We start from the raw sequence: 12,276 nt of genomic DNA, 5'->3' as shown, positions 1-12,276 counted from the left end.
TCACCGTCCCCTCGCGCCGTGTCCGCTGCGCGGGGACGTCAGGGCGGGGAGGTGCGGGCGCTTCGGCCGGGACGGTGCTCGGCCTGCGGCGGCCTGGATGCCGAGGATGGCGCGGCCGTGGCAGGCCCAGTCGTCCAGGTGGCTCCAGCACTCTGCGTGGTGCGCGTCCAGCGCGTCGACGTACACCTCGCTGCCCGGTCCGGCGCCCTCGGGGAGCTGGGCCCGAGTCTGGCGCCATTGAGTGTCCAGGGCGTCGAGGTGGCTCAGTGCCTCCTCCAGGATGGTCAGTTGCCCAGGCCAGCTGTCCCGCGTGAGGTGCGCGGGCAGGTGCTGGAGCTGGAGGCGGGCGGTGGCCAGCAACTGGCGGGCGCCAGGACGGATGCCAGCGAAGGCTGCGGCGGTGTCTGCGTCACGGACGGCGGCCCGGCGGCCGTAGGCGTCCTCGTCAAAGGGCCAGCCGTCCAGGTCCGTGTTGAACTCAGTGAAGGCGTCCCAGGACGCCAGGATCCGTTCACTGTGGCGCAGGTAGCGGTTGAGGCGCCGCAGTGAGGCGCGGCGGCCGTGGTTCATGGTGCGGGAGATGAGAGCATCCTTCAGGTCAGCGGCGGGCAGCCGACTGGACGGCGGTAGCGGGCGCGGGAGGCGTCGCGGGGGCGGTCTGCTGACGGCGCACGGCGCGGGCCTGTGCGCGGATCGTCTTCACCCGGGCGGTGTGCGCGTCGACTACCTGCTGCGGGCTCAGCGGACTGGGTTCCCGGACGGCACGGTGGTGAGCGGTGCGGTCGAACATGCCGCGCTGCAGGGCGCGCAGGTCGGACAGGGCACCGAGGAAGGCGCCGGCCAGGTGATCGGGCACGTGCTCGTCGAGTAAGGCATGCCAGATCCGCGGGCCCGGGAAAGATTCGTCGCTGCCTTTCCTGACCTCGATGTGCCAGGACGGCCGTTCATGGAACTCACTCATGGGGCGGTGTTCGATGCGGCACAGCGCGTCCGGAGAGAGCGCTCTTCCGGCATCGTCGTACTGCCAGCCTGCGCTGGTCACCGGCTGCCAGGGGTCCGGCTGCGGTGAGGGCGGTGCGATGAGGGCGTCGGTGAAGCCAGTGAGGACCTCGGCCGGCACGAGTCCACCGAACTCGGCGTACCAGCCGTGTTCGTTGTCGCCGGGGGCGGCCCGCAGCCGCCACCAAGCGGAGGTGGCGGACTGCGGGTCGAACTGCAGGCGGTAGCGGTGATCGGGGCTGGCCATCACGATCTCGGCGCTGAGCGGGTCGGAGACCGTGGCCCATCCGGCCGCGGCCAGGCCGTGGGTGACGTGGCGGGCGTCGCCCGGGCCGGCGAGGTGGCGAGGGCTGGTGTCGAAGGGGATCTGCCCGGCGTGTTTGTCGGCGAAGGCGTCGAGCTGGCGCTCACTCAACGGCACCGGCTGCACCCCTGCTCGCTCTCGGCGTCGTCGTACAGCGCGCGCAGCTCGTCGAGGACGTAGTGGAGGCTGTGCTGGTCGGTCTGCTCCCAGGCGGCGGAGCGCAGCTCGGCGATCAGGAGGTTGACGTGCGCGGAGCGCGGGATGGCCTGGTGTTCCTGGACGGTGCGGGCGAGGGCACGCAGGGTATCGGCGAGCTGGACGGGCAGGCCCGTGTACTCGTCGAGGAGCGGCTCGACCAGGGCGAGGGCTTCGGCAGGGTCGGGATATTCGCGCAGGTACTCGGTGACGTCCGACAGCGATTCGGTCAGGGTGCGCAGGGTGTCCGGGGTGGGGGCAGGCATCGGGCTCCTTGAGATGGGGATGGAGGTCAGCGGCGGGTCCGGGCGCCGCCGGCCGGGGTGTAGGGGCGGGCGGTGGTGCGTGGCCGGGCGCTTCGGGCGCTGGCGCGGGCCCAGGTGGCGGCGCGGGCGGCTGTGATCCGGGCCTGTTGCCACGCGCTGAGCTGGGAGGGCTTGACGGAGACCGACCAGGTACGGATCTGGGCGCTGTGCGGGACACGTCCACGTGGGCGCATCACGGGGTCCGGGCCGGCAAGTTCGGCTGAGAAGGCTTGGACCAGGTGCATCGGCGTGTTCGGCGTGAAGTTGGCAGTCCAGCCGTTGCCCTGCTTGTCCTGCGCTCCGGTCCACCACATCGCCGAGCCATCGACGCCCTGGTGGTACTGCATCCACGCGGTGCCGTCGGGGCTGGTCGCCGTATAGTCCTGGCCCTCGAACCGCGTGTGCCAGTTCTGCTCCTGCAGAGGTGCCCAGACGTTGGAGGCGTGTGCGGAGCGGGGGCGGGTGAGGGCGTCGGTCAGACCGGCGACGATCTCCACCGGCGTCTGCCGGCCCAGGTGCGCAGACCATTCCCCGGTCGCGCCGCCTGCCCGGCCGTGGATGGTCCATCCGCCCGGCAGGATGTAGGGGCCGTAGGCGACGCGGACGGTGCGGTCCGGGCTCTCCATGAGCAGCGGGCCGTCCTTCTTGGACTTATCCCGCCAGCCCGAGGCGCGCAGGAACTCCGAGACGTGCCGGACGTCACCGCCGCCTGCCAGAGCACGGGGCTGGACGAGGTAGTGCTGCTCGGCCTGCTCGCCCGGCCCCCAGCCCTGCCACTGCTTCTTCTTCACCGGCGCCGCCGTACGACGAGCGGGGCAGGAGCCGGAGGCTTCGCCGCCCTGGTGGCCGGTCGGGTGCCGAGGTCCTGGAGCAGGTCCCTGTGCTCGTCCAGGTCCAGGCTGATGTCGTGCAGTTCGTTGGCGGCACGGCCCAAGGCGAGCCATACCTCCGCTGGCAGGGCGCCTCGTTCCGCCTCGCTCTTGGCGAAGTGGCTGCCGGTGATGACGAGGTGAGTGACGCCGCCGAGGACTCCGTTGTCCGGGTCGAGGACGCGGGCGATGACCTGCGCGGCCTGGGGCGGGGGAAGCTGAGAGAGGTGGTCGGAGAGCTGGCTGAGCTGGCGGGTGATCTCGTCAGCCAGTCTCACCGGATAGGGGCCGGGGCGGGACATGCTCCTCCGGGTGCGTGGACGGTCAGTGATGTTGGTGCTGCCCGACGCGTTGCGCTTCGGTGGGGACGGCTTCCGGGCGGGCGCCGGCCAGTGGGGAGGCGCGGTCGGGACCGGCCGTGATGCAGGCGCGTAGATAGCGGCGGAACAGGGCTGATGCGAGCCGGGGTATGAGCCCATGGCTGATCGGTGCAGGTGTGCGTTCTGCTACGGGTTTCTCCGTGGAATCGGGCGGCGGGGAGGTGGGCGGCCCCGGCGCGGTGCCGGGGCCGCTCGGGCTTACGGGGTGCGGCGGGCCGGTGCGGGGCGCGAGGGGGAACTGGCGGGCACCGGTTGCTGCGGGGCGGGGCGGGCTGCGGGCGCCCGGAGACGGCGCACGGCCTGCTGGTAGAGGGCCTCGTCGAAGACCTCGGGGTCGCAGTTGACCGTGTATCCGGCTAGGAGCAGGGCGGGGATGGCGCGGTTCGCCAGGCGTTTCTGCTCCTCGGCACCGAAGTGGTCGGGCACGGTGTGCCAGATGTAGAGCGGCTTGCCTGCGGGGTATTCGTGGCGTTCGAGGCCGAGCTGTTCCAGCAAGTCGTGGAGGCTAGAGGGGGCGCCGGTGGGAGTGTCGGCGTGGATGGTGGTCGTCAGGGCCTTGATGTGGATCTCGACGTCGGTGCCGTACTCGTCGGCCAGATTGACCATACGTTTCCTCTCCCGGGTCAGCGGCGGCGGGAAACCGGGGACGGTGCACGGCCCGCTGCCGGGGCCGGTGTGGTCGCCGGCGGCTGCGTCCGGCGGGCGGCGTGGTTGCGGGCGTGCAAGACGACGCGGGCGGCTTCGCTCAAGGAGCTGGCCGTGCTACCGAGTCGTGCGATGGGCTCGGGTTCCTCGCCGGGCGCGGCGCCTTGGACATCACTGGCGGCGATCCAGGCGCGGACGATCACTTCTCTGGTCAGGGGCAGCAGCCCGTGCACGGGCGCAGCGACCTCGGTCAGGACCTCGGCCACCGCGCTGCTGGTCTCGGCGGCCGAGACCCGCTCGGCGAGTTGGGTGAGGTAGCGCAGGGCTGCGTCACGGTCGCCGTCGGGGGCGGCCAGCATGTTCAGGGTGGGGTCGAGGTGGACGCTGTGGCCGGCGGCGAGCAGGGCGTGCGAGGCGGCGGTCGCCTTCAGGCGCTGCTGCTCGATGGGCAGGCCGTGCGGAAGACGGTGGTAGTCACCGCGAGGCCCGGGAGAAGTGAGGAAGCCGCCGGTCCGCTGGAGGATGTCCGCTGCCTGCTCGGTGCCGCCGATGGCCACGACCAAGCCGGTGCGGGGGTCCTTGGTGATGGTGACGTACTCCAGGACCCAGAAGTCGGGCTCCGTCTGACTCATCGCGTCCTGGCGGTGGGTGTGCGGGCGCCGGCGGGGGCCGGCGGCATGGAGGCCGGGGCGGAAGTGGGCGCGTGACGTCCGGCGGGGTGCTGGAGGGCGGTGCCGATGCCGAGCGCTTCGAGCTGCGGGCCGATCTCGCGCAACGCGCGGGCCTGAGCCTGGGTGTCGTCGCCCCCCAAGCGGTATATGCCGCTGTGCGGGTCCTGGGTGAAACCGTGGGCGGCGAGGACGGTGCCGGCCCGGTCGTGGGCGGGGGCGGTGGCAACGCTGCCGTCGGGCTGCCAGGTCAGGACGATCCGGTCCGGCTGGGAGGGCTGTATGCCGTCCAGGGCGTTGTGCCGAACCTGGGCAAGCGCACGGTCGTAGCGGACGAGCAGATCATTTGCGACCTGCTCGGCGCCGAGGAACGGGTCGTCGGTCAGGACGATGCCGTTGGGCTCGGGGACGGCGCCGTACGCCCCGTCCGGCAGGGCGTGCGGGGCGACGGCGGCGAGGAGGAAGCCGTCGCGTTCGTCGTGCCGGTCGATCAGGACGAGCTGGGCGCCGTCAGAGCGGCTGAGGACGGCTGCCTGCTGCAGGGGGTGTTCGGCCAGGGAGGCGGCGACCAGGTCCAGGTCCCAGATTTGGTCGGTGAGTTCGGCGAGGTCGTCCTTGTCGTCGGTCGTCAGGTGCGTACTGGTCCAGGTGTCGGGGAGTTCGCCGGCGAGGACGTCGGCATAGGAGGCGAGGCGCTCGGAGGCGCTGTGGTCGTGCATGGTGTCCTTGGGCAGTTGCAGGGGCTCAGCGGCGCGAGCGGGCGGCACCGACGGGTGGCGGTGCCATGGCTGGCAGTGCACGCGACGGGGGCGGGCAGGCGCACACCGCGGAGCGTTCGGGCTCGTGGTCGGGAACCTGCTCTGTGTAGGCGCGGCGGCCGGGGTGAGGGGCGTACCGGTCGGCCAGCCGTTCGCGGGTGTGCGCGAGGTCGGAGTGGATGACGCGGACGTGTTCGTCGGCGAGGTAGCGCAGGCGCCCGGCGGTGTACGGATCGCTCGCGTCGCCTAGGCCGTCGAAGAACTCCGCCAGGGCGCCGAGGGTTTCCTCGAACCCGGCGAGGATGCCGTCGTGGGGCGCGGTGAGTTCGGCGAGTATGTCGGCTGCCTCGGCGGTGTCGGTGGCCTCGCGGAGGCGTTCGGCGAGGTGGGAGACCGAGGCGCCGAGCGTGGGGTAGGCCGCAGGGCGGGCGTCGGTGTCGAAGCGCTCGTCGCAGTCGACGTGGTACCCGACGGCCCGCAGGCGCCCTACGGCATCGGTGGCGAGACGGGACTCGTCGTCCTCGGTCAGGCCGGCGGGAACGCGGTGGTAGCTCTCGTGGAGGCGGACGATAGCGACGAATCCCGCGCGCTGGAGAATGCTGTGTGCCTCAGCGTCGCCCCCGCGGGCGAGGAGTTCGCCGGAGTGCGGGTCACGGCGGATGTCCAGGAAGCGGCCGGTGGTGCAGGGCAAAGAGACGTTTCTCCTACGGAGATGGGTGGGCGGTGCGCCGGGCTGCGGCCGGTGCGGCGGCGGCCCGGGGCTGGGCCAGATGGGCCGCAGTGGCGTCCAAGTCCTGCTGAATCGCGTGGAGGCGGCGGGCGAGCAGCTCCAGACGGTGCGCCGTGCCCGTGCCGGCAGCCCCCGGCTGGCGGGCGATCCGGTTAGCGGTGTGCTCGACCAGTCCGCGGACCGTGGCCAGCGGGCCGGCCTGTTCGTCGGCGAGCTGCGTGAGGACGCCGGCGAGCTGCGCCGATGCGGTCGGGACCGTACGGGCAGCGGACCACTGCGTGGTGCCGGTGCGGACGGGGATCAGGTTCAGGTCCTGCTCGATGCGGCGCGCTTCGTCCGCAAGCCGTCGGAGGATGTCGGCGGGAGGGGTGCGCCACGTGCCGTCGAGGTGGATCAGGTTGGCGATCAGATCCAGACGCCCGGGCTGGCCCTGGACAGCGATCCACCGCCAACCGTGCTCTGCGGTGCCGGGTACCTCTATACCGGCGGCCCGTGCGAACCGGTGAGCGGTTTCGGCCCACTCGGGGCCGGTCAGCTCCCGGTCGTCCGGGTGGAGCCGGACGTCGAAATGGAGGATCGCGTGCCGGTCGTCGTCCGGGCTGGCAGCGAACGGATGCTCCGGGTATGGATCTTCGAGGTGCTCGGCCCACTCAACGGACGTCCAGGTCCTCTGCTCGTCGTCCGGGGTGTAGTAGTCCAGGCCCGGCCGGTGGGCGACCACGGTGTACTCCGTCAGGCCCTCGTTCGGGGAAAGGGGCCGCCCGAGCGCCTCGGCCAGCGGTTCGCGCGGCGAGTGGGCCCTTGCGTGCAGTCGGGGGATCATGACGGCACCCCGCTCGACGTGCGGGTGGGTGACCGGTGCTGTTGAAGGTCGCGGGCTGCACAGAGCAGCGAGCGCTCGCGGACCAGGTCGGCGTGAACCGAGATGTCTCCCGGCGGAAGACAGTTGATCGCCCTGGCGATGGCGCTCAGCCCCTCGTCGTACCGGCCCAGCCGGCGCAGGGCACCCGCCACGCGGAAGAGGACGATCGGGTCGGTGCCGGTGGCGAGGGCGGGCCGGGAGCTGAGGGCCAGGAGACGCTCCGCACCCTCGTCCAGGTCCTGGCCGAGCCACAGCCCGTGCAGCAGGACGTGCAGCGTTTTGGGGTGCTCCTCGGCCGTGGCGAGGACCTCGTCCATGACCGTCAGGCCCTCGGGGCGGGACTGGCCCAGCAGCGCGAAGGCGTACAGGGCACGGGTGTAGCAGTCCAGCGGCTGACGCGCGGTCTGCGCGAGCTGTTCAACGAGGCGCTGGAGAGTGGGGTAGCGGAAGTCGAACCGTAGGGCGCTCAGGTACAGATGCGCCAAGGTGCGGGTGGTGATCGAATCACGGTCCGTTGCGAGGACATCCCCCGGGGACAGCAGGCCCAAGACGCTGCGGCCGGCTGACTGTGCCGCCCAGGCGGCGTCCGCGCACACTTCGGCTGAGGTTTTCCAGTCGGCCCGGATGCCGTGGAGGTCTTCGGCCAGGTGCAGCGGCCAGGAAGGATCGTCCGGAGTTGCGGTGGCTCGGGCCCTGGCCTTGTGGAGTGCAGCGGTACGGTCGGTGCGGTTCGTGGGGGGAGTCACCGGCCGCCCCTGGTGTCTGCGGTGTGCACGAGCTGGCCCAGGGCGGTGGTGGTGTACCAGCCGCAGTCGATCAGCTCGTCGCGGTCGGCGAACCGTGCGAGGAGGGCGTCTTCCATGGCCCGGAGGTAGATCAGGCAGTCCGGGCAGCGGCGTGAGAGGTGCACGAGGTAGCGGGGGTGGGCGGTGACGTAGGACTGGGCACCGCCGGTGGGATCACGCAGTCGCCATCCGTCCTCGTCGGTGGGGGTGTGCCAGGAGGGGGCGACGATGCGCATGGAGTCTCCCCACAGTTCTCCGCCGGCCACCCCCTTGAGGACGACGACGGTGTCTCCGGCCTGAAAGTGGGCGTGGGTGATATCTCGGGTGGGAGTTAGCGGGTCGGGGGCGCGGGCGGTGACGGGGGTGGGTTGATGGTCCCAGGGCGGAGGGAGCACGCGGTTCCTTCCACGTGGTTGCTGTCGGGGTGGGAGCATCAATAGTCCGGAGGAACGCCGGTTTGGCTAACCGGCGTTTCCCGGCTATGTTGCCCCGCCGTCAGCGGAACGGGTTCTCCGTCCCGCGGTCCGCCTCGGTGGCTGCGTCGAGGAGTTCGAGCAGGTCAGTGCCTTCTGCGTCGCGCTGGTCGATCCACCATCCGGCCCGGGTGATCGAACGGGCCTTCTCCTCCAGCTCGGCCCAGTCCGCCTCGTCCCAACTGCCCTCGATAACCAGGGCGGTGTGCGCGGCCGTCATCAGCTGATGGCGGGAGCGCTCACCCCAGTCCAGGGCCTTCTCCGGGCCCTCCAGCTGCGGCATGTCGAACTGCTTGGCCCAGGTGGCGGCTGCCTCCTGCTCATCGGCGCGCTTCTCCGCGAGCCACTTTTCCTTGGACTCGGAGTCGGCGTCGCGCGCCGCCTTCCAGCAGTCGGTGCAGTCCTTCGACACGAGCCAACGGGCGAAGCCGGCCCGCTTGTCGGCGGGGCGGTTGGACAGGTCGTGATCTACCCGGTGGGAGCAGGCGTGCTCCACCGTCCAGTGCGTACTCACCCCCGGGGAATTCCGTTTGATGGGCGTTACGTTCGAGGTCGGGCTGCTGGTCTGGGGCTTCAAATCGAGTGCCTTTCGTTGGCGGTCGGGGTGGTGGCCTGCGTCGTTGCGGAGGGTCGTGCATCAGATGCACGATTCATGCGGCGGACGGAGGTGGTCTGGAGCGCTTGGCGGTGGTCTCGGGGACGCTTCCGCCTTCTGCGTCGTCTCAGCGTGTCCTGCGGATGGCGTCTGTGGCCGCTGTGGCGATGGCGACGGGAGCGCTGGAGGGCTGGGGCAGGTGCAGCAAGGTGGTCCCCGGCAGGTGGTGGGACTCCGCGGTGAGGGTGAGCTGGAGTACGGCGCAGCCGGCGGTCGTGAGCTGCTTGACGCGGGCGACGGCTTTAGCGGTTTCGTCGCTGTCGTACCGGGCGTCGGTGACGATCACGAGGAGGCGGCCGGCGCCGGGGCGGCTGAGTTCGAGGCCATGGTCGAGTGCGTCGATGGCGTCGCCGAGGTTGTGGTGGCCGCCGGTGGCATCGAACGTCGTCACGCGCTCTGGTGCTCGGTGGGTGGGTCGGGTCAATGCGGTCAGGTGCTGGTCGTAGGCGATGGTGGCGGTAAGGGAGTCGGGGTCGGTCAGGGCTGCTGCGCGTGCCACGATCCAGGCAGCGGACGCGATGGGCGCGCAGGCTGCACGCATGGAGCCGGAGACGTCGACGGCGATACCCACACGCAGCGGTGGGGTGGGGGAGTTCCGGCGGCGGGTGTGGGTGAACGGTTCCGCAGTGGGGACCGATCCGGCCGCGCGCTGAGCGTCGCGGGCGAGGGCCGCGCGCATGTTGAGGCGGCCGGGCGGGGTGGGGCTGGTGGTCCGCTCCTCGGTCCGCTCGCGGTAGGCGGCGGCACGCAGGGCGCGGCTCAGGCGCGCGGCGGCACTCTGCTCGGCGGCGGTGGGCCTGCGGGTGCCGGTGACCGGGTTGCCGTAGGGCGCCGGTGTGCCGTCGGGGGTGACGGTGGTGCCCCGGGCGTTGAAGACCGACTTGGCGGTGGCGGCGGCTTTGCGTCGCTGGCCGGCCCGCTGGGCGCGGTCCTGTGCCTGTGCCTTGGACTGCGCGGCCAGGGCGTTGGTCGCTGCGGCCTGTGCCGCGAGGTCGGCGGCGTCGGTGGCTGCCGTGCTGTCCATGACGACCTCCACCGCGCCGGACAGCAGATCGGTGAGGTTCTCCGGCACGGGCAGGGCGGGGGCTGCGGTGTCCAGAGCGGCGCACCATTTTTGAGCGTGCGCGAGCATGGTCGTGGCGTCGTGGTCGGCGCACTGGTGGGCTGCGGTCCAGATGCGGGTGAGTGTGGCCAGCAGGTCTGCGCCCAGCACCTGTTCGCACAGATCGGCGACGGCCCGGGTCTCGCCGGCGTCCAGGATGCCGACGTCACGGCGGCCGAGGACCAGGGCCGCCACGGCGGCGGCGTGCTCGATGCCCTGGAGGGTGGGGTGGGCGATGTCGGGCATGACCAGGGTTCGGGCACTGGTGCGCAGGTACGTGCGGTCCGTGGGCCGCGTGATCAGGTGTGCGCCTTCGACACGGCTCTCCTCCAGCAGGAGCGCGGCCTCGACGACACGGGGGTCCGCTCCGGCAGGCTGTGTCCAGACGGAGTGGGCCGCGTGCGCGGCCTCGTGGATGAACACCCCCCAGGCGGCGGGATACCGCTCCTCGTCGCCCACGATCCGCGGATGGATCTCGTGGGGCTGGAGCGGCGCGAACAAACGGGCGTCGAACTCGACCTCGCCCAGAGTGGGGAAGAACGCGGCCGGTGCGCCGCTGCGCGTGCCGGGGCGGCAGGTGACGAGGAGGTCCTGGCGGCCGGAGAGGGCGACCAGCCGGTCGCCGAGTTCGGCTCCCACGCGCAGCCACGCGGCCGGGGAGGAACGGGGCTGCGCGGGCGGGGCGCCGTCGTCGTCCCAGCGCGCGAGGTCGGTGTCGTCGTCCGGCGGTGTGGCAGGGGACTGGACGTGGTGGTGGACGCTCATCGCGAGCGGCCACGGTGCGCGGAGCCGGTGCTGCCCGGGGGCTGCCGGACGGCCGAGGCGGAGAGCTGCTTGCCGAGGGTGAGGGGCGCGACCTCCTTGACGCCGGCAGCCTTGATGACGGCGGCGGCGACGGCGTCGCGATCCTCCATAGGAGCGATGCCGACCAGGTTCGCGAGCGCGGCCTTGGTGCCGAGGACGGCTTCGGTCTTCTGGTAGCTGAGCAGCTCCCGCAGTTGAGGGGCCCAGCCCAGCTCGCCGAGTTCGACCTGGTGGGCGAGGTGTCGGGCGACCCGGACCACCCGGGCGTCGATCCTCAGCGCCAGGGCGAGGTCATAGTCCGTGCCGATCTGGATCTGCACGCTGAACCGGCTCGCGAGCGCCTCCGTCAACACCGCCCCGTGGACGCCGGGATTGTGGCCCGCCACCACGTAGAAGCCCGGCTCGGCCTTGATGGTCTCGCCCTTGTGGGCCTTGACCTGGATCTGCCTGCGCCCGTCCATCGCGGGATACAGCGCGGCCAGGACCTTCGGTGAGATCAAGGTGGCATCGTCGATCAGCAGGGCGCGGCCCTCGGTCATCGCGGTGACCAGCGGACCGTACTGGAAGACGTAGCCTCCCGCGTCATCCTGCGTGTACTCGCCGATCAAATCGCCGACCGTGGTGTCGCCGTCACCGGCGACGGTGAGCAGGTCCGGGAACGCCGCCTCCACCAGCGACGTCTTACCGGTGCCCGGAGGACCGTAGAGCAGCACCGGCACGTCGGCGTCGCGCAAGCGATTCAACGCCTCGACATCGGGCAGATCGGCCAGCTCCCGGGGGTGGTAGACCTGGCCGCCCGCGCGGCGGATCGGGCCGGTCGGCCTGGGCGTGGCTGCTGTGATAGTGGTCGTGCGGGCCGTGGCCGCCTGGGCGCGGGGAGAGTGGGTGCCCGGTGGGCTGATCACCGCGGTCTGCGCGGCTGCGGCGGTTCTCGCGTTCGCGCGGAACTCCGGTTGTCCGGTCCCGCCTTGGTCGGCCTCGCCGCGTCGCACCAGGGTGAGGGCGGCGTTGCGGACGGCGCCGTGGGAGTGGCCCAGCTGCCTGGCCATGTCCCCGATGGTGAGCGTGTCTGCCGGCCGGTCGGCCAGCAGTCGGGCCACCTTGGCCCGTAGTTCGCCGCCCTTGGTGCGCGCTGGACTGGTAGGCGTTCCGGGCGTGTTCAAAACGAGGCCCCTTCAACGGGTGCGGGTGCGGGCGGGGTTGGCGATGCGTTGGAGAGGCTGGCCGCTCTCGGGGCGGATCACGGACTGTGCCGACATCGGCGACCGGGGCGTACCGTCGGCGCTCACCGGCCGACCGAGGGCTCGGTCCAGGTGCAGGGGATGGTCGGCGACGAGCAGCTCGCTGGCTGCCGAGTAGGCCCGTGCGTCCGCTCCGTACCGGGTTCCGTCGCTCGGCAGGCGCAGCCTGGCGTCTCTTCGAAGCCGGCCTGGAGCAGGATCCGCCGGGCGGCGGCGTTGTAGCCGGTGGTGGTGATCTCGCCGGTGATGGTGTGCCGGATCGTCATGAACGGCTCTGCTGGTGTTTCGGGCAAGGCGGATCTCCTATCGGTGGTGGCGGGAAAGCGGTGGGATGTTGGGCGAAGGCGAGGCGGGCCCGGAGCTTCCAGCACATCAACGGTGCGTGGCTGGACCACGAACGATGGCAATGACTGCCGACATGCCGCAGGGCGGCCTCACCGCCCCGCAGCTACCTGACTCGCCTTTCCGCACGTTCTGATCGCTGGGTGTACCAACAACGGC

General features: G+C 71.6%; 16 protein-coding genes. All 16 read right to left on the bottom strand.

The genetic code is table 11. The features are described from left to right. Positions 1 to 570, bottom strand: a complete 570-nt coding sequence (locus tag ACIP79_RS02695; protein ID WP_401218322.1) for a hypothetical protein — start codon at positions 568 to 570, stop codon at positions 1 to 3. Positions 571 to 598: 28 nt separating this feature from the next. Further along, entirely contained in the window at positions 599 to 1,420 is an 822-nt protein-coding gene (locus ACIP79_RS02690) for a DUF317 domain-containing protein (protein ID WP_401218319.1), read from the bottom strand. After that, a complete protein-coding gene (locus ACIP79_RS02685; RefSeq protein WP_401218316.1) occupies positions 1,411 to 1,764 on the bottom strand; it encodes a hypothetical protein in 354 nt (117 codons plus the stop codon). The genes ACIP79_RS02690 and ACIP79_RS02685 overlap by 10 nt, the downstream gene beginning before the upstream one ends. Before the next feature lie 26 nt (positions 1,765 to 1,790). Further along, complete coding sequence (locus ACIP79_RS02680) at positions 1,791 to 2,594, bottom strand: DUF317 domain-containing protein (protein WP_401218314.1); 804 nt, start codon at positions 2,592 to 2,594, stop codon at positions 1,791 to 1,793. Continuing rightward, positions 2,591 to 2,974, bottom strand: coding sequence for a hypothetical protein (locus ACIP79_RS02675; protein WP_401218311.1), 384 nt, complete (start codon positions 2,972 to 2,974; stop codon positions 2,591 to 2,593). Before ACIP79_RS02675 ends, ACIP79_RS02680 begins: the two co-directional genes overlap by 4 nt. Positions 2,975 to 3,250: 276 nt before the next feature. Further along, the gene (locus ACIP79_RS02670) at positions 3,251 to 3,658 is read right to left on the bottom strand and encodes a hypothetical protein (protein ID WP_401218308.1); all 408 of its coding nucleotides are present in this window, start codon (positions 3,656 to 3,658) and stop codon (positions 3,251 to 3,253) included. A 17-nt stretch (positions 3,659 to 3,675) separates the two neighbouring features. Continuing rightward, the gene (locus ACIP79_RS02665) at positions 3,676 to 4,329 is read right to left on the bottom strand and encodes a hypothetical protein (protein WP_401218305.1); all 654 of its coding nucleotides are present in this window, start codon (positions 4,327 to 4,329) and stop codon (positions 3,676 to 3,678) included. Then, a complete protein-coding gene (locus tag ACIP79_RS02660; RefSeq protein ID WP_401218302.1) occupies positions 4,326 to 5,084 on the bottom strand; it encodes a hypothetical protein in 759 nt (252 codons plus the stop codon). Before ACIP79_RS02660 ends, ACIP79_RS02665 begins: the two co-directional genes overlap by 4 nt. A 25-nt stretch (positions 5,085 to 5,109) precedes the next feature. Next, complete coding sequence (locus tag ACIP79_RS02655) at positions 5,110 to 5,814, bottom strand: hypothetical protein (RefSeq protein ID WP_401218299.1); 705 nt, start codon at positions 5,812 to 5,814, stop codon at positions 5,110 to 5,112. A gap of 13 nt (positions 5,815 to 5,827) precedes the next feature. Beyond that, entirely contained in the window at positions 5,828 to 6,676 is an 849-nt protein-coding gene (locus ACIP79_RS02650; RefSeq protein WP_401218296.1) for a relaxase/mobilization nuclease, read from the bottom strand. After that, on the bottom strand, positions 6,673 to 7,461 hold the full coding sequence (locus tag ACIP79_RS02645; RefSeq protein ID WP_401218293.1) for a hypothetical protein: 789 nt from the start codon (positions 7,459 to 7,461) through the stop codon (positions 6,673 to 6,675). The genes ACIP79_RS02650 and ACIP79_RS02645 overlap by 4 nt, the downstream gene beginning before the upstream one ends. Next, positions 7,458 to 7,895 (bottom strand): hypothetical protein, encoded by a 438-nt coding sequence (locus ACIP79_RS02640; protein WP_401218290.1) that lies wholly within the window; start codon positions 7,893 to 7,895, stop codon positions 7,458 to 7,460. The genes ACIP79_RS02645 and ACIP79_RS02640 overlap by 4 nt, the downstream gene beginning before the upstream one ends. Positions 7,896 to 7,995: 100 nt before the next feature. After that, on the bottom strand, positions 7,996 to 8,487 hold the full coding sequence (locus ACIP79_RS02635; RefSeq protein ID WP_401218287.1) for a hypothetical protein: 492 nt from the start codon (positions 8,485 to 8,487) through the stop codon (positions 7,996 to 7,998). 208 nt (positions 8,488 to 8,695) lie between these two features. Next, positions 8,696 to 10,495 carry a hypothetical protein gene (locus ACIP79_RS02630; RefSeq protein WP_401218284.1) on the bottom strand — a complete coding sequence of 600 codons (1,800 nt, stop codon included), beginning with the start codon at positions 10,493 to 10,495 and terminating at the stop codon, positions 8,696 to 8,698. After that, complete coding sequence (locus tag ACIP79_RS02625) at positions 10,492 to 11,634, bottom strand: AAA family ATPase (protein WP_401219209.1); 1,143 nt, start codon at positions 11,632 to 11,634, stop codon at positions 10,492 to 10,494. The genes ACIP79_RS02630 and ACIP79_RS02625 overlap by 4 nt, the downstream gene beginning before the upstream one ends. A 185-nt stretch (positions 11,635 to 11,819) precedes the next feature. Next, positions 11,820 to 12,041, bottom strand: coding sequence for a hypothetical protein (locus ACIP79_RS02620; protein ID WP_401219206.1), 222 nt, complete (start codon positions 12,039 to 12,041; stop codon positions 11,820 to 11,822). Between the last annotated feature and the right edge of the window lie 235 nt (positions 12,042 to 12,276).

The organism is Streptomyces sp. NPDC088747 (genome assembly GCF_044751025.1).
In the GTDB taxonomy this organism is placed as follows: Bacteria; Actinomycetota; Actinomycetes; order Streptomycetales; family Streptomycetaceae; genus Streptomyces.
This window is presented reverse-complemented; position numbering and strand designations above follow the sequence as displayed.